Raw genomic sequence first — 23,169 nt, 5'->3', positions numbered from 1 at the left:
ATGTCGACGACGATCACCGAACGCGCCCGTGCGCTGAGCGCCGCCCGGGAACCCTTCGTGCACGCCACCGTGGTCCGCGCGCAGGAACCCACGTCGGCGCGGCCGGGTGACGACGCGGTGATCCTGCCGGACGGGTCGATCGAGGGCTTCGTCGGTGGGGCGTGTGCCGAGAGCTCGGTCCGCGCCGCCGCGCTGGACACCCTGCGCGACGGCAACACCCTGCTGCTGCGCGTGCTGCCGGACGGCACGGACACCTTCCCCGACACCCCGGGTGCGCGGGTGGTGGTGAACCCGTGCCACTCCGGCGGCGCGGTCGAGATCTTCCTCCGGCCGATGCTGCCCGCGGCGGTGCTGGGGGTGGCCGGCACTAGCCCGATCAGCGCCGCCGTGGCGACGCTGGCACGCTTCCTCGACTTCGAGGTCGTCGAGGGCGGTGACTACTCCGGTGCCACCGCCGTCGTGGTGGCCGGTCTCGGCAAGGGCGAACCGGAGGCGATCCGGGCCGCGCTGGACGCGGGCGTGGGCCACGTCGCGCTGGTCGCCAGCCGTACCCGGGCCGCCGCGCTGCTGGACGAGTTGACCCTGACCGACGACGAACGGGCCCGCGTCCACGCGCCGGCCGGGCTGGACATCGGTGCGCGTACCCCGCCGGAGATCGCCCTGGCGATCATGGCCGACGTGGTACGCGCGGTCCGGCGCGACGACCTGCGGCCCCCGGCCGGGGCGCCCGTGGTCCGTCCGCAGCAGGCGGTGGACCCGGTGTGCGGGATGGCGGTGACCGTCGGACCGGACACCCCGCACGCCCGGGTGGACGGTGCGGACCACTGGTTCTGCTGCCCCGGATGCCTCGCCCGCTTCACGGGCGGGTAGCCGTGAACGTGACCGGTCTGGTGCTCGCCGCAGGCGCGTCGGTGCGCCTCGGCGAGGCCAAGCAACTGCTGCCGTACCAGGGGCGAACCCTGCTCGACGCGACCCTGGACCTGGCCCGTTCGTGCGGCTTCGGTCAGCTCCTGGTGACCCTCGGCGGCGCGGCGGACCAGGTCCGGGACCGGGTGGACCTGACCGGGTGCGAGGTGGTGGAGAACACGGCCTTCAGCACCGGGTGCGGCTCGTCGATCAGCACCGCCGTGCAGGCGGTCGACCCGCGCGCCGACGCGCTCGTGCTGCTCCTCGGCGACCAGCCCGGCGTACGCGCCGACGACGTGCGACGGCTCGCCGCCACGGACGCGCCGCTCGGCGTGTGCCGGTACGCCGACGGGCTGGGGCATCCGTTCCGGTTCGGTCGTGCGGTCTTCCCCGACCTCACCGACCTGCACGGCGACAAGGCCGTCTGGAAGCTGCTGCACTCCGGCCGCCATCCGGTGACCGAGCTGCCGGTGGACGGTCCGGTGCCGATCGACGTGGACACCCGCGCCGACTACGAGCGACTGCTGACGGAGCAGGCCCGGTGAAGGACGCGCCCGACGTCGCGCGTCGCCTCGACGCCGTCGACTACCTGACCGACGACGGCCTGGCGATGGCGCTGTTCCTGGCCGTACGCCTCGGCAAGCCGCTGTTGCTCGAAGGGGAGCCCGGCGTCGGCAAGACCGCCGCCGCCAAGGCGCTGGCCCGGGCACTGGACACCACGTTCATCCGGTTGCAGTGCTACGAGGGCCTGACCGCCGGTGAGGCGCTCTACGAGTGGAACTACCAGCGGCAACTGCTCGCCATCCGGCTCGCCGAGGCACAGGGGTCCCGGCTGACCGACGGCGACCTGTTCAGCGCCGAGTTCCTCCAGGAGCGACCGATCCTGCGGGCGGTACGCCACCCGGGGCCGGTGCCGCCGGTGCTGCTGATCGACGAGATCGACCGCGCCGACGACGAGTTCGAGGCGCTGCTGTTCGAGTTCCTCGGCGAGGCCGGCATCACCATCCCGGAACTCGGCACGTTCACCGCGCACACCCCGCCGATCGTGGTGCTCACCTCCAACCGCAGCCGGGAACTGCACGACGCGCTGCGCCGTCGCTGCCTGTACCACTGGATCGAGTTCCCGGCGCCGCAGCGGGCCGCCGAGATCGTCCGCCGGGCGGTACCGACCGCCGGTGAGCCGCTGATCCGCACCGCGACCGAGTTCGTCGGCGCCGTACGCGGCCGGGAACTGGACAAGGCACCCGGGATGGCCGAGGCCATCGACTGGGTGGCCGCGCTGTCCGTGCTCGGTGCCACCGACCTCGCCGGTGACGACGTCCTACAGACCATCGGCACCATCGCCAAGACCCCCGACGACCGAGTCACCGTGGCCGCCGCACTCGGCACACACCAGGGGTCGGCGCTCGGCACACACCAGGAGAGTCAGTCGTGAAGCTCAACAACGAGTTCGTGGTCAACATCCCGATCGATCGGGCCTGGGCGGTCCTCACCGACCTGGAGGGGATCGCCCCCTGCATGCCGGGCGCCCGTCTCACCGGCGTCGAGGGTGACGTCCACAAGGGCAAGGTGAAGGTCAAGGTGGGCCCGGTCGTCTCCGAGTTCGCCGGCACCGCGCAGTTCGTCGAGAAGGACGACGCCGCGTACCGCGCGGTCATCGACGCCAAGGGCCGCGACGCCCGCTCGGCGGCGAACGCCGCCGCCGTGGTCACCGCCGCCCTGCGTCCCGACGGCGACCGGACCCTGGTGAGCGTCGACACCGACCTGCGGATCTCCGGCAAGCTGGCGCAGTTCGGCAGCGGCATGATCAAGGAGGTGTCGGGCAAGCTGCTCGCCCAGTTCGTCACGAACCTGGAGGCCAAGCTGGCGGCCGAGGAGGCCGACGCCGCACCCGCCGCCGCACCGGCCACGGTGGACGCCGCGCCCGCCTCGGCCACGTCGCGCCCCGCGCCCGCCCCGACCGGCGCCGCAGCGGCGACCGACGCACAGGCCGCGCCGGCAGCGGGGGAGGCCGGCACCGCCGGGGGGCACCCGACTCCGGTGGACCTCGCCCCCGCCGTGGAGAGCGTCTCCACCGAGGCGACCGCCGGTGGCGGGGATAGCCTGCGGGCCGCGACCGCTGCCCCCGCCGCCGCGATGACGACCACCGGCGACGCCACGACCACGCGGCAGACCGTGATCGCCGAACCGGCATCGGCACCCACCGCACCGGTGACCCGGGGCGCCGCACCGCCGGCCCGTGCGGACGACGACGACGAGGCGCTGGACTTGCTCAGCATCGCCGGTGGGTCGATCACCAAGCGCGTGGTGCCGCTGGTCGTCGGTCTCGTCGTGGTCGGCGCGGTGATCGCCTGGTTGATCGCCCGCAGGTGACCTCCGGGGTGCTGCGCGGCGTCGACCGGGCCGCGTTCGCCGTGGCGCTGGCCGACCGGTTGCGTCGTGCCGGCGTCCCGGCCGGGCTCACCCAGGTCGACGACTTCGTCCGGGCGTTGGTCGCCGCGCCCCCGGCGGACCGGTCGACGCTGTACTGGAGTGCCCGGGTCAGCCTGGTGCGGCGGCACGCCGACCTGGCCACCTTCGACGCCGTCTTCGAGGCGGTCTTCGCCGACGCGCCGCCGTTGCCGTTGACCCGCGCGGCGACCGGTCCGGGCCGTCGCGACGAGGTGCACGTGCCGCTGCCCGCCGACACCGACAGCGCGGGGTCGGGCGGTGGGCTGCCCTGGGCGACGTTGCCTCCGGCGGTGGCCGAGGCGGAGGAGTCCGACCCGGCGCTGCGCCTGCCCGAGCGGCGTCCGGCCGCCCTCGCCGGGCTCGCCGACCGGCCCTTCGAGGACCTCGACGACGAGCAGGTGGCGCTGCTCGGCGAGGTGCTGCGGGCCGCCGTGCGTCGCTGGCCCACCCGGCGTACCCGGCGGCACCGGGTCAGCCCGACCGGTCGGCGGATCGCGCTGCGGCCGACCGTGGCCCGGGCCCGCCGCACCGGCTGGGAGCCGGTGGAGGTGGTACGCGAGCGACAGGTCCGCCGGCCGCGCCGGGTGGTGCTGCTCTGCGACGTCAGCGAGTCGATGCGGGCCCAGGCGACCGCCTACCTGCACCTGATGCGGGCGTTCGCCACGGTCGCCGACGCCGAGGTGTTCGCGTTCGCGACGAGGCTGACCCGGCTCACCACCGTGCTGCGGCACTCCTCGCCGGTGGAGGCGGTGGACCGGGCCGGTGCGGCGGTGACCGACCGCTTCGGCGGCACCCGGATCGCCACCAACGTGCGTACGCTGCTCGCCTCCCATCACGGCGATGTCGTCCGAGGCGCGGTGGTGGTGATCGGGTCGGACGGCTGGGACAGCGACCCGCCCGACGACCTCGCCGCCGCCATGGCCCGGCTGCACCGCCGGGCGCACCGGGTCGTCTGGCTCAATCCGCGCGCCGGGGTGCCCGGCTTCGCCCCCCGGGTGGCCGGCATGGCCGCCGCGCTGCCCTACTGCGACCGGCTGCTGCCGGCCGGCACGTTCCAGGACCTGCTGGACGCCGCCGGTCAGCTCCAGAGCGTGACGTGGACCGCCGGTTTGAAATGACCCATGCTGACGCCCGCGCCCCGCATCATCGCCTGGATGGCGCGCGAGGTGGAGGCGAACCGGGACAGCTCCGCCGCGGCCGAGGGCGTGCCCGGGCTGGACAGCAGCAGCGAGTGCCAGCCGTCCTCGACGGGGGTGTGCGGCCCGGCCAGCAGCAGCAGGTCACCGCTGCGGACCTCCGGTGCGACGGTGAACGCCAGCGCGGGCGCGACGCCCTTGCCCCGTTTCGCCTCGCCGAGCGCGGCGGCGTGGCTCTGGAAGATCTGCTGCCGGTCCTCCGGGACGGCGAGCCGGCGCAGCATCGCGGGTACCGCGCCCAACTGGGTGGTGGCCGAGGGGCCGAGCAGCCAGGTCTGCTCGCGCAGTTGGGCCGCTGACGCCCGTACGCCGGCCAGCGGATGGTCCGGTCCGACGACGGTCACGAGCCGGTAGTTCATCACCGGACGGCAGGTGATCGCCGGATCGACCACCGGCGGCTGCGGCCCGATGGCGATGTCCACCGCGCGGGTCAGCAGTAGCGTCTCGAAGGAACCCGCGTCGCGCACGCTCAGTTCGACGTCGAGGTCGGCGGCGCGCCTGGTGAACAGCTTGATCAGGCCGGGCGCGGCGAGTTCGGCGAAGAGGCTGCACGCGGCGACGCGCAGCATCCGGCGTCCCCGCGCCGCAGCGGTCACCTCGACCACCGTGCGGTCCTGCAGGCCGAGCAGTTCCGAGGCGCGACTGGCCAGCCGCAGCCCGCCGGGCGTGAAGGCGAGCCCGACGGCGGTGCGGGAGAACAACTTGTCGCCGAACTCCTTGCGCAGTTGCGCGATGTGCAGCGAGACGGCCGATTCGGAGACGTCGAGTTGGGCGGCGGCCTGCTTGACCGAGCCCATCCGCACCACCGCGACGTACGCGCGTAGCTGTGCCGGCGTCATCGACGGCGTCCCTCCTCCCACCCCGATCTCACGATCCGGACGGTCTCTCGCAGCGAAACACGATCATGCCCGTTACGCCGCGTCGTCGCCAACCCTCCTGTCGGCCACCATGGTGCCCTGCCGCCGGGGCGGACGGAGGACCCGACCGCCCCGGCCGCCCACGTCAGAGCCGGTAGCCTCCGGAGACCTCGATGTCCTGGGCGGTGATCCAGCGACCGGCGTCGTCCAGCAGCGCGGCGATGGCCAGCCCGATGTCGTCCGGTTCGCCGACCCGGCCGAGAGCGGTCTGGGCCGCCAGGTGCGGGATCACCTCCGGGTGTCGGGCGAAGGCGTCGTCGGCGATGCGGGTGCGGGTGGAGCCGGGGGAGACCGAGTTGACCCGCACGCCCCGTCCGCTCAACTCCTTGGCCAGGTAGCGCGTCAGCACCACCAGGCCGCCCTTCATGGTGCCGTACGCGGAGTAGCCGGGCTCCAGACCGGAGCCGACGGCGTTGCTGGCCACGTTGACGATCGCGCCGCCGTCGGCCAGTCGGGGCAGCAGCGTCCGGGTGAGGAAGTACGGCCCGCGCAGCAGCACCCGCATGAGGTCGTCGAACAACTCCTCGGTGGTGTCCTCGAACGTCGCCGTCCGGCTCGCCCCCGCGTTGTTGACCAGGTAGTCGAAGGTGTCCCGCTGCCAGGTGTCGCGCAGCGCGGTGACCACCGCGTCGTGGAAGGCCGGGAACCGTGTGGAGTCGCCGAGGTCGAGCGGCAACGCGACGGCGCGGCCACCGTCGCTCTCGATGCGCGCCACCGTGTCATGCGCCCCGGACGGGTGGTGCTGGTACGTCAGGATCACCCCGGTGCCGCGTCGGGCGATCTGGAGTGCGGCGCTGCGTCCGATGCCGGAACTGCCGCCGGTGACGATGGCGATGGGCATGGTCAGTCGGTCCCTTCGTGGGTGGTGCGGTCGGTGGTCAGCACCCGGGCGAGCCAGTCGGTGCGGGTCCGGCGGGCCGTGGTGGAGATGGCGGCCTGCGGCAGGATCGCGTCGAAACCGTGGCAGCCGCCCGCCCAGACGTGCAGTTCGGCCTGCCCACCGGCGGCCCAGATCCGGCTTGCGTAGTCGACGCTCTCGTCCCGGAAGACCTCGGCCGAGCCGGCGTCGACATAGGTGGTGGGCAGACCGGCCAGGTCGTCGGCGAGCGCCGGTGACACGTACGCGGGCACCGGCCGATCGGTCTCCTCGCCCAGGACGCAGCGCCAGCAGAACTCGTTCGACTCGCCGGTCCAGACATCGGGGCCGCCGGAGTACTGCCGGCTGGAGGTGGTGTCGTTGCGGTGGTCCAGCATCGGGCCGATCAGCACCTGGGCGGCGATCGGCGGGGTGCCGAGGTCACGGGCCATCAGGGTCACCCCGGCGGCCAGGCCACCGCCGGCGCTGGCACCGGCGACGACCAGACGGGCCGGATCGATGCGCAGGTCGGCGGCGTGCGTGGCGGTCCAGAGCAGGCCCTGGTAGCAGTCCTCGACCAGCGTCGTGCCGGTCACCTCGGGCGCCAGCCGGTAGTCCACCGAGACGACCACGGCACCGAAGCGGTCCAGCCATTCGAGGGGGATGTCGAGTTGGGCGTAGCGGTCGCCCAGGACCATCCCGCCGCCGTGGATCCAGTAGACGCACGGTGCCGGTGTGTCGCCGGTGCTCCCGGCGGGACGCAGCACGGATAGCGGGATCGGGGTGCCGTCGGCGGCCGGGACGGTGATCTCCTGTCGGTCCACGGACGCGCCGTCGAGCAGGGTTTCCACGGGCGTGGTGGCGTAGGGCCGGATCTGCGCGAGCACGTCGTGGTCGAGCCGGGCCACCAGCGGCAGGTCGGCGAGCAGTGCCCGCAGGTCGGGGTCGAGGTCGGGGCGGGGCAACGTCATGTCGGGTCCTCGGGTCGGCGGGGTGGGTGTCGGCTCAGAGGACGGCTCTGCCGCCGACCGGCACCTCGTCGGTGTAGGTCGCCTCGGCGGCGAGCAGCGGTGCGAGTCGCGTGACGAGGTCACGCGCCGGGGCGGTGGCGAAGAACGCGGCGTGTGCCGCCCGGTTGGTCCAGCCCTCGGTGAGGTGGACGACGTCGGGGTCGCCGGCCGAGCGCCCGACCAGGAAGACGACGCAGTCCGGGTGCGTCAGCGCGGGGGCGTCGAGCAGGAGCGCCACCACCTCGTCGCCCTTGCCGGGGTGCGCGGTCATGGTGGCGTGGAAGCCGTGGTCGACGGTCATGTCGGTGATTCCTCCAGGTTGGCCGTTGTCGTTGGGATATCGACAAACCCATATAAGCATCGTGGGCAGCGAGGACGGTAGGCAGTTTCTCCCGGCCTCTTGCATGATCCTCTCGTTGTGGCGAGGATCGGTTTCCTGCTTCAATGGCCCCGTGAGCCTCGACGAGTTGCGTGACCTGCTCGACCGCCACGCTCGCCCGGACCTGTGCACCGCCGTCGACGACCTGCTGATCTCGCGGGTCGACCGGTCGGCGCCGCCGTCGCCGTCGATGTCGGGCATGGTGCTGGCCCTCATCGCCCAGGGCGCGAAACGACTCGCGACCGGCGACCGGGTGTACGAGTACCGCGCCGGGCAGTACCTCGTCGCCTCGGTGGACCTGCCGGTCACCGGCGAGTTCCTCGGGATCGAGCCGGGCCGCCCGGCGCTCGGCGTCGGCCTGGTCCTGCGTCCGGCAGCGGTCGCCGAGGTGCTGCTGCGGGCGGCGCCCGGAGACCTGCCGCCGGTCGGCGGCGGCGCGCCGTCCGGCCTGGCCGTCAGCGACGCGCCCCCGGAGCTGCTCGACGCGACGGTCCGACTGGTCCGTCTGCTCGACCGGCCACGCGACGCGGCGGTGCTGGCGCCACTGGTCAAACAGGAGATCCTCTGGCGACTGGTGACCGGCGAGCACGGGGCCACCGTGCGGCAGCTCGGTCTCGCCGACAGCAGCCTCAGCCACGTCGCCCGCGCGGTCCGGTGGATCCGGGAGCACTACGCCCGAGCGTTCCGGGTGGAGGATCTCGCCCGGCTCTCCGGCATGAGCGTCTCCGCCTTCTATCGCAACTTCCAGGCGGTCACCGCGATGAGCCCGATCCAGTTCCAGAAGCAGATCCGGTTGCAGGAGGCCCGACTGCTGCTCGCCACCCGCCCCGACGACGTCACCGGCGTCGGCCGTCAGGTCGGCTACGACAGCCCGTCGCAGTTCAGCCGCGAGTACCGCCGCCAGTTCGGCCTACCGCCTCGCCTGGACGCCGCCCGCCTGCACGGCGAGCTGGGCCGACCCGCCCCGACGCCCCGTCCGGTCCCCACGCCGGCCGGTCTTCTTCCATAGGGTGACGGCATGGCGGTGCCACGGGAGCAGCGGAACGTGTTCGGCGAGGTCGCCGAGGCGTACGAGCGGAGTCGGGCGGACTATCCGGCCGCCCTGCTGGACCTGATCACCGGGTACGCCACCGGCACACCGGCCGAGGTGGTCGAGGTGGGCGCGGGCACCGGCAAGGGCAGCGCGTTGCTGCGTCGTCTCGGCGTACCCCTGACCTGTGTCGAGCCGGACCCGGCGATGGCCGCGCTGTTGGCACGACGCTTCACCGACGACGACCTGGTGTCGGTGGTGGTCGACCGGTTCGAGGACTGGCGTCCGCCGCCCGGCGGGGTCGACCTGCTGGCCAGCGCGCAGGCGTGGCACTGGGTCGACCACACCCGACGGACCGGCCTGGCCGCCGAGGCACTGACGCCCGGCGGGGTGCTCGCGATCTTCGGGCACGAGTACGGCTTCGCCGACGCGGAACTGCGCGCCGCCATGGACACGGTCTACCAGCGCCACGCCCCGGAGATCGCCGACCTGCCCGGACGGCCGGTGCACAGCCGGCACCCAGGCGCCTTCGACCCGCAGGAGCTGCGCACGGCACCCGGGTTCACCGACGTCACGCACGAGCGGGTGGTGACCGTCGTGCCGTACGACACCGGGCGCTACCTCACCCTGCTGTCCACCTTCTCGCCGCACCGGATGCTGCCCGAGCCGCAGCGGGTCCGCCTGCACGACGCCCTCGCCGACCTCGTCGACAGCCACGGTGGCGTCGTCGAGCAGAAGCTGACCACCGGGCTGTGGCTGGCCCGGCGACGCGGCCCGACGGCACCCGGCCGTTCTTGACCCTCGAGAAGGTCGAGGGCGCAACCTGGTGCGGAGCGGGACACCGACCCGCCCGGTGCGCCACCCGCCGCTGCGGCCCGCCACCGGTCCCCGACACACCAGGAGGAACAGCCGTGCCGGAGTCCACGACGGACGCGACGGACGACGTGATGGCCGCCATCGGCGTCGCCGTCGAGACGGGCCGCGCCGGGGATCGCGCGGGCGCGCGGGACGCGCTGGAACGGCTCTGGGAGACGATCGGGGTTGACGGTGACGCGCTGCACCGGTGCACCGTCGCGCACTTCCTCGCCGACCTGCAGGACTCGGTCACCGACGAGCTGGCCTGGGACCAGCGGGCCCTGGCCGCGATCACCGACCTCAGCGACGAACGGGCCCGCCGGTACCACGACTCGCTGCGGGTGCGGGCCTTCCTGCCGTCGCTGCGGCTCAACCTGGCCGACGCCCACCGGAGGACCGGCGACGCCGTCGAGGCGCGTCGCCACCTGGCGGCGGCGGTGGCGGACCTCGACGCGCTGCCCGACGACGGGTACGGCGCGATGATCCGCTCCGGTGTCGCGCGGGCCCGGCAGGCGCTCGACGCCGGGTCGACCGCACCGCTGACGCCGTGACCCGCGCTGGGCGGGCCGGCGCAGCGGCCCGCGACACCGTGCGGGCCCGGGGAATCGTGCGGGCTAGGGCAGCAGGTGCCAGCAGAGGCCGGCCAGCCACAGCCAGCCGACGAGGATGTTCGCCCGTTGGATCAGGCCGGTCCGGGGCGAGTCCCGTTCCCAGGCCGCGCCGAACCAGAGCGTGAGCACGACGAGTACGCCCGCCGTGGCCCCGGAGAACAGCGCCCCACCGACGGAGTCCAGCGTGAACGCGGCGGCGAGCGCGGCGACCGGCAGCGACCCGAAGACCACGGCACCGGCGTAGTCGTGCAGGTGGTGGCTGCGGCTGAGGGTCTCGGGCGTGTCCTCCGGAGTGCCCGGCGGGTACCCGCGCATCGGGTCCATCGGGAACACGCCCGAGGCCACCAGGGCCAGCCCGAAGACCGCGACGACCAGGGACGGCCAGCCACCGGCACTCGCCCAGAGACCAGGCGCCGCGGCGGTGACGAGCAGGCCGCAGACCACGAAGTTGGTCGTCTGCAACCACCCGCGACGGCCGAGCGCCAGGGCGCTGACCGCGTGCCGCACCGGGCGGTAGCCGGGCCGGGTCAGGCCGTCGAGGACGAAGGTGACCACGAACAGCGTGGTGCCGACCATCCCGGCCGCCAGTGACGCCCGGATCGTGCCGTCGGCCAGCTCCATCCGGGTCACCGACCCGTTCCGGCGCGGAGCGCCGTCGCGCCGTACGGGGCGTTCGGCGTCCGGCGCGTCATGTCGCGATCGTACCGATCATGGTCCATCCGTGCCGGGTGACGACGGGTACGGCAACCTGGAGGCGTAACCGTAGCGTCGAGTCGCGGGGTGGCGAAGTCACGTGAGACGAGTCCTGGTCTTCTCCCGGACCACCGGGTACCGGCACGATTCGATCCCGGCCGGCGTCCGGGCCCTGCGCGAGCTGTGGCCCGACGTGACGGCGACCGAGGACCCGGACGTCTTCACCGCCGCCGAGTTGGCCGACGTCGGGGCGGTCGTATTCCTCAACACCAACGGCACGGTGCTCACCGACGCCGGTCGGGCGGCGCTGGAGGCGTACGTGCGTGGGGGAGGAGGATTCCTCGGCGTGCACTCCGCCGCCGCCACCGAGTACGACTGGCCGTTCTGCGGCGAGCTGGTGGGCGCCGCGTTCGACAGGCATCCCCCGGTGCAGCCCGCCACGGTCACGGTGACCGATCCTGATCATCGCGCCACCGCGCATCTGCCGGCCCGCTGGGAGTGGGTCGACGAGTGGTACGACTTCCGGTCGTACCCGCGTGCCCGGATCCTGCTGCGGGTCGACGAGTCCACGTACGACGGTGGCCGCACCGGGGTCGACCATCCGCTGGCCTGGTGCCACGACCGGCTGGGCGGACGGGCGTTCTACACCGCCCTCGGGCACACCGTCGAGGCGTACGCCGACCGGTCGTTCCGTGACCACTTGGCCGGGGCGCTGCGGTGGGTGACCGCGGCACCCCACCCCGACGACCCCTTGCCGACATCCTCGTGACTCCTCTATAACGATGCAGCAAGGTCGATCTCTGTCCGAAGGGTGCGGCGTGAGGCTACTACGGGTGGGCGCGGTCGGTCAGGAACGTCCCGCCGTCCGCGACCGGGACGGTCGGCTGCGGGACCTCTCGGGCCTGGTGACCGAGATCGACGGGAGCTTCCTCGCCGGTGACGGCCCGGCCCGGGTCCGCGCCGCGCTCGCCGACGGGCGGCTGCCCGTGCTCGCGGACCCTGCGCCACGGATCGGGGCGCCGATCGCCCGTCCCGGCAAGATCGTGTGTGTCGGGCTCAACTACTCCGACCACGCGGCGGAGACCGGCGCGCGACTGCCGACCGAACCGATCCTGTTCATGAAGGCGCCCAACACCGTGATCGGCCCGGACGACGAGGTGCTGATCCCGCGCGGCAGCGTCAAGACCGACTGGGAGGTCGAACTCGCCGTCGTCATCGGTCGCACCGCGCGGTATCTGGACAGCGACGAGGAGGCGATGGCCTGCGTCGCCGGCTACACCGTCTCCAACGACGTCTCCGAGCGCGAGTTCCAGCTCGAACGCGGCGGCCAGTGGGACAAGGGCAAGTCCTGCGAGACCTTCAACCCGCTCGGTCCGTGGCTGGTCACCGCCGACGAGGTGCCCGACCCGCAGCAGCTCGGTCTGCGGCTGAGCGTCAACGGCACGCGCCGACAGGACGGCAGCACCAAGAACATGATCTTCGGGGTCGCCGAGGTGGTCCGGTACGTCAGCCAGTTCATGGTGCTGGAACCGGGCGACGTGCTCAACACCGGCACCCCGGCCGGCGTGGCGCTGGGGATGCCCGAGCCGAAGCCTTACCTGCGTCCCGGCGACGTGATCGAGGTCGAGGTGGACGGTCTCGGCACCCAGCGCCAGACGGTCGGGCAGGCGTCGTGACCGGCGAGTTCACCGGGATGGCCGTGGTGGTTACCGGCGGCGGCTCGGGCATCGGCCTCGTCACGGCCCGGCTGCTCGCCGAGCGGGGAGCGGCGGTGGCCTGCCTCGACCTGGACCCCTCCGGCGTGGCGGCGCCGTTGCTCGGGGTGCGGTGCGACGTCACCGACGCGGCCTCGGTGACCGAGGCGGTGACCGACGCCGCGAGTCGGCTCGGCGGGCTCGACGTGCTGGTCAACAACGCCGGGATCGGCGCACGGGGCACCGTCGAGGCCAACCCGGACGACCAGTGGCACCGGGTGTTCGACGTCAACGTGGTCGGGATCGTCCGGGTCACCCGGGCGGCCCTGCCCCACCTGCGGCGCTCCGCCCACGCCGCGATCGTCAACATCGGCTCGATCGCGGCGAGCACCGGACTGCCCGACCGGGCCCTGTACGGCGCGACGAAGGGTGCCGTGCAGGCGCTGACCCTCGCCATGGCGGCCGACCACGTCGGCGAGGGCATCCGGGTCAACTGTGTGAACCCCGGCACCGTCGACACGCCGTGGGTACGCCGGCTGATCGACGCCGCCGCCGACCCGGCCGCCGAACTGGCCGCCCTGCGCGCCCGACAACCCACCGGGCGGCTGGTCGCCGCCGACGAGGTGGCCGCCGCCGTCGCGTACCTGGCCGGTCCCTCGGCCGGTGCGACCACCGGGACCGTGCTCGCCGTGGACGGCGGGATGCACTCCCTGCGGCTGCGCGCTGCCGCCGCGACCTGACCACCTGTCGCCGACGGCGACGTCCTCGTGAGGAGGCGGCGATGCGACACACCCGACTGGGTCGCACGGCGGTGCCGGTGAGCGCGCTCGGCTTCGGCGCGGCCGGGATCGGCAACCTGTACCGCGCGGTGGACGACGAGACGGCACGACGCGCGGTGGACACCGCGTGGCAGCTGGGGGTCCGCTACTACGACACCGCGCCGCACTACGGCCTCGGACTGTCCGAGCGTCGACTGGGCGCCGCGCTGGCCGGGCGTCCCCGCGACGAGTTCACCGTGTCCACGAAGGTCGGCCGGCTGCTGATGCCCTCGCCCACCACCGCGCACCTGCGCGACGACGCCGGCTTCGACGTGCCCGCCGACCAGGCCCGCCGCTGGGACTTCAGCGCCGACGGGGTGCTCCGGTCGCTGGCGGCCAGTCTGGACCGGCTCGGACTGGACCGGGTCGACGTGGTGCTGCTGCACGATCCGGACGCGCACTGGCGGCAGGCCGTCGCAGAGGCGTACCCGGCGCTGCACGAGCTGCGCGACCAGGGGGTGGTGGGCGCGATCGGGGTCGGCATGAACCAGACGCGGATGCTGGAACGGTTCGTCGCCGAGACCGACGTGGACACGGTCATGCTCGCCGGCCGCTACACGCTGCTGGACCAGACGGCGGCCGAGCGGCTGCTGCCCCGGTGCCGGGAACGCGGCGTGTCCGTGCTGGCCGCCGCCGTCTTCAACAGCGGCGTGCTGGCCACCGCCGAGCCGGGCGACACCTACGACTACGGCCCGGTGCCGCCGCCGCTGCGCGACCGGGCGGTCCGCATCGCGCAGGTGTGCCGCCGGCACGGCACGACCCTGCCGCAGGTGGCGATGGCCTTCGTGGCCCGCCACCCGACCGTCGCATCGGTGGTCGTCGGGATGCACACCGCCACGCAGGTCGCCGACAACGCGGCCCGCTTCGCCGCACCGGTGCCCGACGCGCTCTGGACCGAGCTGGTCAGCGAGGGGATGATCCCGGAGGAGGAGCGGCCCCGGGAGCCGTCGGCGTGACCCACACGTCCTCGCCGTCGACCCGGACCCGGACCGGATCGCGGTGCGGTGCCCGGTCGGCCACGATCGTGAAGTCGACGACCCGGCCGTCCCGCCAGGTGCAGTCGACGCGGTAGCCGCCCCGGGCGCGGAGGCCCCGGAACGCCCCGTCGGCCCACTCCCGGGGCAGCGCCGGCAGCAGGTGGACGACGCCCTGGTGGCTCTGCAGGAGCATCTCGACGACGGCGGCGGTGACGCCGAAGTTGCCGTCGAGCTGCATCGGTGGATGGTCGCAGAGCAGGTTGTCCAGCGTGTTGTAGCGCAGCAGGCCACGGATCATGTGACGGGCCCGCTGCGCCTCGCCGAGGCGGGCGAAGACCGCGGCCCGCCACGGCCACGTCCAGGAACGACGGCTGTCGCCTCGGACGGTGGACTCGTCGAACGGTACGCCGTCGCGCTCGCCGCAGCGGGCGGCGAGCGAGACCAGGGCCGCCGCCGCGAGGTCCGGTGTCGCCGTCGGGGTGATTCGGCGGCCGGGGAAGACCGCGAACAGGTGCGAGGTGTGCCGGTGCACGTCGTCCGGGTCGTCCCGGTCGGTCAGCCACTCCTGGAGTTGGCCCCACCGCCCGATCCGGTGCGGCGCGAGCCGGGCCCGCAGGTCGGCGACGACGGCCCGGTGCGCGGCGTCGACGTCGAGCGCCTCGGCGCAGTCCCGGTAGTTGTCGAAGAGGTCGGCGACGATCTGCTGGTCGTACGTCACGCCGTGCTCGCGCGGGCCGTGCTCCGGCGACCAGCCGTCCGGCGCGACGAGCCGGCCGTCCCGCTCGATCAGCCGGTCCTGCCAGAACTCGCAGATCTCCCTGATCATCGGGTACGCGGTGTCCCGCAGGTAGGCGTGATCTGGGGTGAAGGCCCAGTGCTCGTAGAGGTGCTGCGCGTACCAGGCGCTGGCGACGGTGTTCCACTCCCAGGCGTTGCCGCCGAAGATGCTCTGGCTGGTCCGGGCCGTCCAGCCCCGGGTGTCGACGCCGAAGGCGTGCCGGGTCGCGACGCGGCTCGGCACCGCCACCTGGCGGACGAACTCGACCAGCGCGCGGTGGCTGTCGCCGAGGTCGGTGGTCTCCGCCGCCCAGTAGGCCATCTGCACGTTGATGTTCGTGTGGTAGTCGCAGGCCCACGGCGGTCGGTCGCTGTCGTTCCAGAGTCCCTGGAGGTTGGCGGGGAGCCCGCCCGGCCGGGAGGAGCTGTGCAGCAGGTAGCGGCCGAGGACGAACATGGTCTGTTCGAGTGCGGCGTCCTCGCCGCCCGCCCGGTAACGGGCCAGCCGGGCGTCCGTCGGCAGTGCGAGGAGATCCTCGTCGTGATGTCCCCAGCTCACCGACACACGTCGTGCCACCGCCAAGCTGTCGGCGAGGTGCGTCTCGCGCAGCGTCGGGTAGGACCGGGCCGCCGCCGCGTCGAGAGTGGCCTCGACGGCCGGCTCCGGCGCGGTGCCGCGCCATCCGGCGCAGGCGTCCATCCGGTAGTCGGTGCGGGCGTCCAGCAGCAGCGTCATCCAGGTCGCCGCGCGTACCCGCAACCGCCCACCCACGGCGGTGACCACGCCGTCCGTGTCGGTCAGCCGTAGCCCGGCCGCGTACCGCAGGCCGTTGCCCAGCCGACCCCGGAAGGCCGCGGTGCGCGTGGCGGCGTCCACGGTCGTCGGCGCGCCCTGCGCGCTGGTCAGGTCGATGTCGCAGTCCAGCGGGCCGGTGTGCGCGGCCTGGTAGCGCAGCACCAGGACGTCGTCGGCGCGGCTGGCGAACGCCTCTCGCCGGACCCGCTGCCCGGCGACGGCGAAGCCGGTGGTGTGGATCCCGGACTCCAGGTCGAGCGCCCGGTGGTAGTCGGTGACCCGGTCACCGTCGCGACCCGGGACGTCGGCGGCGACCGGGCCGCTCGGGAGGGCGAAGGTGAGCAGCAGGTCGCCGAAGGGGCGGTAACACCCGAATCCGGTGTCGCTCAGGTCGAAGACGTCGTCGGGTCGACCGGCGCGGGCGTTGTCGTAGTCGTTCGCCCCGCCCCACAGGCTCTGCTCGTTGAACTGGATCCGATCCCGCTGCGGCCCACCGAACAGCATGGCGCCGAGCCGACCGTTGCCGATCGGCAACGCCTGGGACTGCCAGTCGGTGGCGGGACGCGCATACCAGAGGCGGTGGCGGCCCGGCGGACCGTCGGGTTCACGCGGCATGCCGCGGGTCATCCGGTCGCCGCGAGCACGTCCCGGATCATCCGGTGCCCCTGCTCCTCGAAACGTTCGTCGCCCACCCGGTACGCCCACCCCGCCGTGCCGATCGCGTCGCGGACCCGGGTCCGGTGCCAGCTTCCCGGCTCGCGCGGATCGGTGCCGTACCCGTTCAGGAACGCCCGCTCCAGCGCCGGGTCGCGGCGGAAGTCCTGCACGGCCAGCCGCCCGAGGTCGGTGTACGCCGGTCGCAGCGCGGCCCGACCGAAGTCGATGATGCTGACCCGGCCCTGGTGGACCAGCCAGTTGCGGGGCTGCCAGTCCCCGTGCGTGGGGACCAGCGTGGCCGGCGGCGTCGGCCAGGCGGCGATCTCGGCGCGCAGCCGCTCCACCGTGGCCGGTGCGATCCGGTGCGGACCGGCGAGCCAGGCCAGCGCCCGGGCGTTCTCGCGAGCCTCGTAGTCGTCGTCGGTGGCCGTGGTCTGTGCGTGCAGCAGGGCCAGCAACTCGCCCGCCTGCCGGTAGGCGGCCGGATCGTCGACGTGTGCGGTGTCGAGCACCAGCTCGCCGGGGAGATACCGGGTGACGAGCAGCTTGGCCGACTCGTCGCCGTGCACCAGCAGCGGCGCGCGGTCCCGGCTGGTCCACGGCGTCAGCCAGTGGTGGTGGGCGCGCAGCTCCCGGGCGATGTGCCGGTCCTCGGGGCCACCGGCCTTGACGACGTACCGTGCCCCGTCGTGGGCGACCTCCAGCACGGTGGTCAGCAGCAGGTCCCACCCCAGGTCCCGGAGCACCGTCGCGCCGGGGAGCCACCGGTCCAGCAGGTCCCGCTGCGCTCCGGAGAGTCGGTCGCGTACGGAGGTCACCGCCGGATCCTACGTGCGGGCGGCGCGAACGCGCAGACGCCGGCAGCCGAACCCGGCCACCGGCGTCCGCGCCACGATCCGTCCTACTCGGTCGCCGCCGTCCCGATCGCCGCGATGACGCGGGGGCGGAGTTCGGCGGCGCGGATCACCGCGTCCACCGAGCCCACCTCGACCGCTCGTGCGATGTTGTGCACCCGGTCGAACTCCGTGGCCACCTCACCGAGCTTCTCCGCGCGCACCGACGAGCGGAGTTCGTCGAGTTCGGCGGTGAGCGTGGCCCGGTCGGCACCGGACGCGGACGCCACCCGGGCCTCCAGGTCCCGTACCCGGGGGTCGGCCGCGGTTCGGGCGTCGACGTCGCGGGAGAACACCACGGCGGCGGCCGGAGCCCCACCGAGCACCGAGGCGTACGAGCCCTCCAGCGCCAGCACCGTCATGCGAGGGTTCAACGCCTTGGAGAAGACCACGAACGCCCCGCCGTGGTACCGCGAGATGACGCAGAACACGATCGGGCCGCGGAAGTTCACGATGGCCCGGCCGATCTCGGCGCCGTACTCCAGTTGCAGCTTGCGCATCGACTCCGGCGACCCGTCGAAGCCCGACAGGTTGGCCAGCACCACCAGCGGCCGGTTGCCGCTGGCCGCGTTGATCGCCCGCGCGGCCTTCTTGGAGGAGCGGGGGAACAGCGTGCCCGCCGTGTAGGTGTCCGGGCCGTCGGTGGGCGGGAAGCCCCGGCGCGGCACCGCACGCGACTCGATGCCGAGCAGGCAGACCGGTACGCCGCCGAGGTGGACGTCCTGCACTACCGCGGTCTCCGCGTCGGCCATGCCGGCCCAGCGCTCCAGCACCGGGTGGTCCTGGTCGGACAGCGCCCGCATCACCGTACGGATGTCGAAGGGCTTCTTGCGGTCCGGGTTCGCCACCGAGGAGAAGATCTCGCCGACGGTCGTGAAGTCGCTGCCGGCCACCACGTGCGGGAAGTCGGAGACGTCCCGGTCGACCGGGTCGGTGGTGGTGCCCGGTCGCGGCCCCTGCTCACCCGGCGCGACGTACGTGTGCTCGTAGTGCGACATCAGCACGTCCCGCGCGGCGGGCAGGTCCGGCGCCCAGTACTGCGCCTGCCCGTTCGGGCCCATCACCCGGTCGTAGCCGCCGATGCCGAAGTTGTCCTCGGCGGACACCCCGCCGGAGAAGTCCAGCGACTGCTTGCCGGTCAGCACCATCGCCGAGTCCGGCGTCATCACCAGCACACCCTTGGTGTGCATGAGCATCGTCGCCTCGGCGTTCCAGTACGGCTGCGCGCCCACGTTGATGCCCGCGACCACGATGTTGATCTCGCCGCCGTCCTGGGTGAACTCCACGATCCGCTTGAGCGCGGCGGCGACCCAGTCCATGTTCTCGGTGCCCGAGGTCATCGAGATCCGGGCACCGGCGGAGAGCGCGTACCACTCCAGCGGGACCTGCATCCGCTCGGCCAGGTCCAGGGCGGCGATCACCCGGCGGCACTCCGGCTCGGAGAGCGCACCAAGCGACTTGGTCGGGTCGCCGAGCAGCACCACCCGGGTCACGCCCTGCGGGTGCCGGGCGGTCGGGGTGGTCACCACACCGGCCACGATCGCCGCGCGGTTGCGGCCCTTCGGCCGGTCCACCGGCACCAGCACGTGCGCGTCGTCCAGGTCGTACTCGACGAAGTCACCGAGCAGGCGGGTCAGCTCGTACGGGTAGACCGTGTTGCGGCTGCTCGCGCCCAGCACCTTGAGCCGGTAGTCGTCGAGCGGCTCGACCGGCTCCACCGGCGGCTCGCCCACGGACAGCTCGGCACCGCCGGTGGCGTCGAAGGAGATCCGTACCGCGATCTTGGTCAGCTCGCCGGTGCGCCGGTTGCGCTGCCGGCCGATGAACAGGATCTCCTCCAGCCCGGCGCCGGCCGTGGTCGGGCGGATCCGGGCGGCGAGGTTCTCCATCTCCTCCAGCGTCAGGCTGCTCGGCGGCCAGACGTAGATGACGATCCGGTTGGTGTGGAAGCGCTTCTTCGACGACCGGCGGGACTGCGCCCGGCGGATCGAGTCGAGGCAGGCGGCCACGGTGTCCTCGGTGGTGGGCAGCGCGACCAGCCGACCGTCGTGCTCCCGCAGCTCGGTCAGGTCGCGGATCTGTGCGAACGCCACCAGCCGCTCGTCGGAGGGGTTCTCCCGGGCCACGCACTGGAAGAGGTAGACCTCCTCGTCCGCCGACGGCAGCCGGGTCAGGTCGAACTTGTGCAGCCGCTCCAACTGCATCCGCTGCGCGATGTGCGGGTGCAGGCCACGGATCAGCCGCTCCTCGGCCATCCCGGCGCTCGACGGGCGGAACGTGAAGTGGTGGTGCATCACCGCCCCACCGCTGCCGGCGACCGTGGCGGTCAGCCGGCGGACCTGCGGCGGCAGCGGATGCGCGGTGACGACCGCCAGCAGCGCCGCCGCCATCTCGTCGAAACTCTCCGGCTGGTTCTCCCAGGCGAGGTAGATGTCGGCGTCGACGGCGGAGCCGTCGGCGGCCAGCTCGGCGAGCCCACGGAGCGCGTCACCCAGCGCGTCGAAGCCGACGGCGGCCGAGACCAGCTCGGAGTCCGCGCGTCCGGCGACCACGAAGCGGCAGCCGGCCGCCTCGCGGCTGGTGACCCCGGTCAGCCCCTTGTTGCCGTAGTACCGCCGGGTCAGCACCTCCAGCATCACGGTGTTGTCCAGGTGGCCGCGCTGCAACCGCTGACCGAGCAGCCGGACCAGCGGCTCGGTGCTGCGGACCATGGCCGCGACGCGCTCGGCGCGGTCCGCCGCGTCCGGCACCGTGTCCAGGTGCCGCAGGTGGCGGCGGACCTCGGCGTAGACCCGGGCCCGGTTACGACGCAGCAGCGGCTGGGCGAACCAGGCGAAGGCCACCCCGCGCGCGAGGTCGGCGATCACCGGGTAGCGGACCTGCGTCGCGGCCAGCAGCCGCTCCAGCGCGAGGCCGGTCGGTTCGCGCAGCGCCTCGTCCGGCGGCGGCTCCCGCAGCCAGGTACGCAGCAGCGTCGCGATGACGGTGGCGTCGGCTGCCGCCCGCTGCTGGGCCAGGAAGATGCGGAAGACGGCGCCCTCCAACGCGGGGGCGCGGTCCAGCTCGGCGACACCGTAGTGCCCGAGCGCCCGGGCCAGCTTGGCCTGGAAGGCGTCCGGCACACCGGCCCGCTCGACGTCGAGGCTCTGCAGATAGGTGTGGAAGTACTCCCGGGCGCTGTGCACGTGGGCGGCCTCGCCGTCCTCGCCGGTGGGCCGGTTGCGGCTCAGCTCGGCCAGGTCGGCGAAGACGTCGACGAGGTCGAGTTCCTCGGCCAGCGGCCGGTACCCCTCCTCGACGGTGGTCTGCCGCGCGGCCAGGTACTCGTCGAGCACCCGCCCGCCGTCGTGTGGGTCGACGTCGAAGCCGAGCAGCAGGCCGCGCAGGTCCTCGTGACCGCGCCGGACGCGCTGACGGGCCGGGAGCTGGGCGGGCCGGGCGGGCAGGTCCAACTCGACGGCGGCCACCGGGGCCTGCGCCGTCTCGGCCTCCCCGTCGGTCAGTGGCTCCAGCCGCAGCAGGGCCGCACCGGCCTCCACCTGGCTGCCGACCGAGACGGCGCACTCCTTCAGCCGGGCCCGGAACGGCGCCCGCAGCACCGTCTCCATCTTCATCGCTTCCAGCACCAGCACCGGCGCGCCCGCCTCGACCTCGGCGCCGACCGTCAGCGGCGTGGCGACGACGAGCGCCGGCATCGGCGAGCGGAGCACGCCGCCCTCGTCCCGGCTGACCCGGTGCGCCACCCCGTCGACCTCGACCAGGTGCACCGGACCGTGGGTGCCGGTGAGCAGGCGGTGCCGGGCGCCGTTGACGACGATCTGCCCGGTGTGCCGGTCGAAGCGGTCCAGCTCGACGTCGGCGGTGTGCACCGTGTCGCCCGCCTCGATGCCGACCCGGAACCGGTGCGCGCCGGTGCGGGCCACCCGCATCCGGTATGCGACGCCCCGCAGCTTGAGGTCCAACGGCCGGCCACTGGCGTGCTGCACCTGGGGACGCCCGCCGGAGGCGGTGGCCAGCAGCCGCTGCTGCTCGACGCGCTCCTCCTCCTCGTACGCCTCGATGGCGGCGGCGGCCAGCGCGATGCCGGAGTGCCGGTGCGCCACCAGTCGGCCGGCGCCCCGGACCCGGTCGATCCAGCCGGTGTCCGCGCTGGCGTCGATCACCTCGGGCTGGTCGAGCAGGTCGAGCACGAAGCTCTTGTTCGTCGCGCCGCCCTCGATGATCACCGTGGTGTCCGCCATCGCGCGGCGCAGCCGGCCCAGGGCCTCGTCCCGGTCCCGGCCGTAAGCGATGATCTTCGCGATCATCGAGTCGAAGTCGGCGGGGATGGTGTCACCCTCGCTGACGCCGGTGTCCACCCGGATGCCCGGGCCGGCCGGCAGGTCCAGCCGCGCGATCCGGCCGGGGGAGGGCGCGAAGTCCCGGTCCGGGTCCTCGGCGTTGAGTCGGGCCTCGATCGCGTGCCCGCGCTCGACCGGCGGCCGGCCGGTGAGCCGCCCGCCCGAGGCCACCTGCAACTGGGCCTTGACCAGGTCGAACCCGGTGGTGGCCTCGGTGATCGGGTGCTCCACCTGGAGTCGGGTGTTGACCTCCAGGAAGGCGAACAGCCGGTCGCCGGGGTGATAGAGGAACTCGACGGTCGCCGCGCCCCGGTAGCCGACGGCCACGGCCAACCGCTCGGCCGATGTCTTCAACTCGGCCGTCTGCTCGGGGCCGAGCACCGGCGACGCCGACTCCTCGATCACCTTCTGGTTGCGGCGCTGCACCGAGCAGTCCCGGACGCCGAGTGCCCAGGCGGTGCCCTGACCGTCGGCGATCACCTGGACCTCGACGTGTCGGGCGCCGGTGACCAGGCGCTCCAGGAACACCACACCGCTACCGAAGGCCCGTGCGGCCTCCTGGCTGGTGCGCTCGTACGCGTCGGCCAGCTCGGCCTCGTCGCTGATCACCCGGATGCCGCGTCCGCCGCCGCCCGCGGTCGCCTTGAGCATCAGCGGGTAGCCGATCTCGGTGGCCGCCGCGCGGGCGGCGTCCAGCGTCTCGACCGCGCCCCGGCTCCACGGCGCGACCGGCACACCGACCTGCTCGGCGAGCAGCTTCGCGCCGATCTTGTCGCCGAGCTGGCGCATCGCGTCCGGGCTGGGCCCGACGAAGGTGACGCCGATCTTCTCGCACAGCTCCGCGAAGGCCGGGTCCTCGGCGACGAAGCCCCAGCCGACCCAGGCGGCGTCCGCGCCGGTCTCCACCAGCGCCCGCTCCAGCGTGGCCAGGTTCAGGTACGGCCGCGCGGCGGCGGGCCCGAGGTCGTAGGCGACGTCCGCCTCGCGGACGAACGTGGCGGTGCGGTCGACGTCGGTGAACAGGGCCACGGTCTCGATGCGGGCGCCGGTCTCCGCTGCCAGCTCCCGGACCGCGTGGATGAGCCGCATGGCGGCCTCACCACGGTTGACGATGGCGATACGGCTGAACACCCGACGGACCCCTCCGGTAGACCTACTGCGACACGCGTCAGGGCACGGTGGCCCCCGCACAGATCACTGTTCTGCCTACGGGCAACCAGCGCCATGTCGTAACCGCCGAACCCTGGCCAGCCCGAGTTGTGGGAACCCCACAAAACCTTTTGGCGGTCGCCTACGTGGGCAGCGGGTACGGC

The 23,169-nt window shown here is 73.5% G+C and carries 20 protein-coding genes; 12 read left to right on the top strand and 8 right to left on the bottom strand.

Annotated features, from left to right (window positions below; translation table 11 throughout):
- From ACIBO1_RS27940 to ACIBO1_RS27920, 5 genes are read left to right on the top strand one after another with little or no spacing between them, the layout of a single operon-like run.
- Nucleotides 1-870 carry an XdhC family protein gene (locus tag ACIBO1_RS27940; protein ID WP_396751574.1) on the top strand — a complete coding sequence of 290 codons (870 nt, stop codon included), beginning with the start codon at nt 1-3 and terminating at the stop codon, nt 868-870.
- A gap of 2 nt (nt 871-872) precedes the next feature.
- A complete protein-coding gene (locus ACIBO1_RS27935; protein WP_396751572.1) occupies nt 873-1,451 on the top strand; it encodes an NTP transferase domain-containing protein in 579 nt (192 codons plus the stop codon).
- Complete coding sequence (locus ACIBO1_RS27930) at nt 1,448-2,341, top strand: AAA family ATPase (RefSeq protein ID WP_396751570.1); 894 nt, start codon at nt 1,448-1,450, stop codon at nt 2,339-2,341. The genes ACIBO1_RS27935 and ACIBO1_RS27930 overlap by 4 nt, the downstream gene beginning before the upstream one ends.
- Nucleotides 2,338-3,279, top strand: a complete 942-nt coding sequence (locus ACIBO1_RS27925; RefSeq protein ID WP_396751568.1) for an SRPBCC family protein — start codon at nt 2,338-2,340, stop codon at nt 3,277-3,279. The genes ACIBO1_RS27930 and ACIBO1_RS27925 overlap by 4 nt, the downstream gene beginning before the upstream one ends.
- Complete coding sequence (locus ACIBO1_RS27920) at nt 3,276-4,475, top strand: VWA domain-containing protein (protein WP_396751566.1); 1,200 nt, start codon at nt 3,276-3,278, stop codon at nt 4,473-4,475. The genes ACIBO1_RS27925 and ACIBO1_RS27920 overlap by 4 nt, the downstream gene beginning before the upstream one ends.
- Here the strand turns inward: ACIBO1_RS27920 and ACIBO1_RS27915 are convergent.
- The 4 genes from ACIBO1_RS27915 to ACIBO1_RS27900 all read right to left on the bottom strand — a co-directional run bounded on the left by ACIBO1_RS27915 (nt 4,436) and on the right by ACIBO1_RS27900 (nt 7,637).
- Complete coding sequence (locus ACIBO1_RS27915) at nt 4,436-5,392, bottom strand: LysR family transcriptional regulator (RefSeq protein ID WP_396751564.1); 957 nt, start codon at nt 5,390-5,392, stop codon at nt 4,436-4,438. The genes ACIBO1_RS27920 and ACIBO1_RS27915 overlap by 40 nt on opposite strands.
- 163 nt (nt 5,393-5,555) lie before the next feature.
- Nucleotides 5,556-6,311, bottom strand: coding sequence for an SDR family NAD(P)-dependent oxidoreductase (locus tag ACIBO1_RS27910; protein WP_396751562.1), 756 nt, complete (start codon nt 6,309-6,311; stop codon nt 5,556-5,558).
- Nucleotides 6,312-6,313: 2 nt separating this feature from the next.
- On the bottom strand, nt 6,314-7,297 hold the full coding sequence (locus ACIBO1_RS27905) for an alpha/beta hydrolase (RefSeq protein ID WP_396751560.1): 984 nt from the start codon (nt 7,295-7,297) through the stop codon (nt 6,314-6,316).
- A gap of 34 nt (nt 7,298-7,331) precedes the next feature.
- Nucleotides 7,332-7,637: a putative quinol monooxygenase gene (locus ACIBO1_RS27900; protein ID WP_396751558.1), complete on the bottom strand. Its 306-nt coding sequence runs from the start codon at nt 7,635-7,637 to the stop codon at nt 7,332-7,334.
- Nucleotides 7,638-7,788: 151 nt separating this feature from the next.
- Here ACIBO1_RS27900 and ACIBO1_RS27895 point away from each other — a divergent pair, with 151 nt between their 5' ends.
- The 3 genes from ACIBO1_RS27895 to ACIBO1_RS27885 all read left to right on the top strand — a co-directional run bounded on the left by ACIBO1_RS27895 (nt 7,789) and on the right by ACIBO1_RS27885 (nt 10,151).
- On the top strand, nt 7,789-8,724 hold the full coding sequence (locus ACIBO1_RS27895; RefSeq protein ID WP_396751556.1) for an AraC family transcriptional regulator N-terminal domain-containing protein: 936 nt from the start codon (nt 7,789-7,791) through the stop codon (nt 8,722-8,724).
- A 9-nt stretch (nt 8,725-8,733) separates the two neighbouring features.
- Nucleotides 8,734-9,543 carry a class I SAM-dependent methyltransferase gene (locus ACIBO1_RS27890; RefSeq protein WP_396751554.1) on the top strand — a complete coding sequence of 270 codons (810 nt, stop codon included), beginning with the start codon at nt 8,734-8,736 and terminating at the stop codon, nt 9,541-9,543.
- A 113-nt stretch (nt 9,544-9,656) separates the two neighbouring features.
- A complete protein-coding gene (locus ACIBO1_RS27885; protein ID WP_396751552.1) occupies nt 9,657-10,151 on the top strand; it encodes a hypothetical protein in 495 nt (164 codons plus the stop codon).
- Nucleotides 10,152-10,214: 63 nt separating this feature from the next.
- Here the strand turns inward: ACIBO1_RS27885 and ACIBO1_RS27880 are convergent, their stop codons facing one another.
- Nucleotides 10,215-10,832 carry a DUF998 domain-containing protein gene (locus ACIBO1_RS27880; RefSeq protein WP_396751627.1) on the bottom strand — a complete coding sequence of 206 codons (618 nt, stop codon included), beginning with the start codon at nt 10,830-10,832 and terminating at the stop codon, nt 10,215-10,217.
- 172 nt (nt 10,833-11,004) lie between these two features.
- Between ACIBO1_RS27880 and ACIBO1_RS27875 the strand changes: the two genes are divergently transcribed.
- Genes ACIBO1_RS27875 through ACIBO1_RS27860 form a run of 4 tightly spaced genes read left to right on the top strand, consistent with a single transcriptional unit; the run spans nt 11,005 to nt 14,372 of the window.
- Complete coding sequence (locus ACIBO1_RS27875) at nt 11,005-11,673, top strand: ThuA domain-containing protein (RefSeq protein WP_396751550.1); 669 nt, start codon at nt 11,005-11,007, stop codon at nt 11,671-11,673.
- Nucleotides 11,674-11,722: 49 nt separating this feature from the next.
- Nucleotides 11,723-12,580 (top strand): fumarylacetoacetate hydrolase family protein, encoded by an 858-nt coding sequence (locus tag ACIBO1_RS27870; protein ID WP_396751548.1) that lies wholly within the window; start codon nt 11,723-11,725, stop codon nt 12,578-12,580.
- The gene (locus tag ACIBO1_RS27865) at nt 12,577-13,338 is read left to right on the top strand and encodes an SDR family NAD(P)-dependent oxidoreductase (RefSeq protein ID WP_396751546.1); all 762 of its coding nucleotides are present in this window, start codon (nt 12,577-12,579) and stop codon (nt 13,336-13,338) included. Before ACIBO1_RS27870 ends, ACIBO1_RS27865 begins: the two co-directional genes overlap by 4 nt.
- Nucleotides 13,339-13,379: 41 nt before the next feature.
- Nucleotides 13,380-14,372: an aldo/keto reductase gene (locus ACIBO1_RS27860; protein ID WP_396751544.1), complete on the top strand. Its 993-nt coding sequence runs from the start codon at nt 13,380-13,382 to the stop codon at nt 14,370-14,372.
- On the opposite strand, the gene ACIBO1_RS27855 is transcribed toward ACIBO1_RS27860, so the two are convergent.
- The 3 genes from ACIBO1_RS27855 to ACIBO1_RS27845 form a co-directional block, all read right to left on the bottom strand.
- On the bottom strand, nt 14,320-16,581 hold the full coding sequence (locus ACIBO1_RS27855) for a glycosyl hydrolase family 95 catalytic domain-containing protein (protein ID WP_396751542.1): 2,262 nt from the start codon (nt 16,579-16,581) through the stop codon (nt 14,320-14,322). The two genes, ACIBO1_RS27860 and ACIBO1_RS27855, sit on opposite strands and share 53 nt — an antisense overlap.
- Before the next feature lie 8 nt (nt 16,582-16,589).
- Nucleotides 16,590-17,441 carry a phosphotransferase gene (locus ACIBO1_RS27850; protein WP_396751540.1) on the bottom strand — a complete coding sequence of 284 codons (852 nt, stop codon included), beginning with the start codon at nt 17,439-17,441 and terminating at the stop codon, nt 16,590-16,592.
- 83 nt (nt 17,442-17,524) lie between these two features.
- Nucleotides 17,525-22,987, bottom strand: coding sequence for a carboxyl transferase domain-containing protein (locus tag ACIBO1_RS27845; RefSeq protein ID WP_396751538.1), 5,463 nt, complete (start codon nt 22,985-22,987; stop codon nt 17,525-17,527).
- Between the last annotated feature and the right edge of the window lie 182 nt (nt 22,988-23,169).

Origin of the sequence: Micromonospora sp. NPDC049903 (assembly GCF_044460945.1) — a bacterium.
GTDB lineage: Bacteria > Actinomycetota > Actinomycetes > Mycobacteriales > Micromonosporaceae > Micromonospora.
Note: the sequence above shows the minus strand (reverse complement) of the source record. Positions and strands in the feature narration are given on the sequence as shown.

Coding starts and splice junctions, on each gene's coding strand:
- ACIBO1_RS27900 (WP_396751558.1), bottom strand. CDS start 7,637: ATGACCGTCGACCACGGCTTCCACGCCACCATGACCGCGCACCCCGGC.
- ACIBO1_RS27890 (WP_396751554.1), top strand. CDS start 8,734: ATGGCGGTGCCACGGGAGCAGCGGAACGTGTTCGGCGAGGTCGCCGAG.
- ACIBO1_RS27855 (WP_396751542.1), bottom strand. CDS start 16,581: ATGCCGCGTGAACCCGACGGTCCGCCGGGCCGCCACCGCCTCTGGTAT.
- ACIBO1_RS27940 (WP_396751574.1), top strand. CDS start 1: ATGTCGACGACGATCACCGAACGCGCCCGTGCGCTGAGCGCCGCCCGG.
- ACIBO1_RS27905 (WP_396751560.1), bottom strand. CDS start 7,297: ATGACGTTGCCCCGCCCCGACCTCGACCCCGACCTGCGGGCACTGCTC.
- ACIBO1_RS27910 (WP_396751562.1), bottom strand. CDS start 6,311: ATGCCCATCGCCATCGTCACCGGCGGCAGTTCCGGCATCGGACGCAGC.
- ACIBO1_RS27860 (WP_396751544.1), top strand. CDS start 13,380: ATGCGACACACCCGACTGGGTCGCACGGCGGTGCCGGTGAGCGCGCTC.
- ACIBO1_RS27880 (WP_396751627.1), bottom strand. CDS start 10,832: ATGGAGCTGGCCGACGGCACGATCCGGGCGTCACTGGCGGCCGGGATG.
- ACIBO1_RS27915 (WP_396751564.1), bottom strand. CDS start 5,392: ATGACGCCGGCACAGCTACGCGCGTACGTCGCGGTGGTGCGGATGGGC.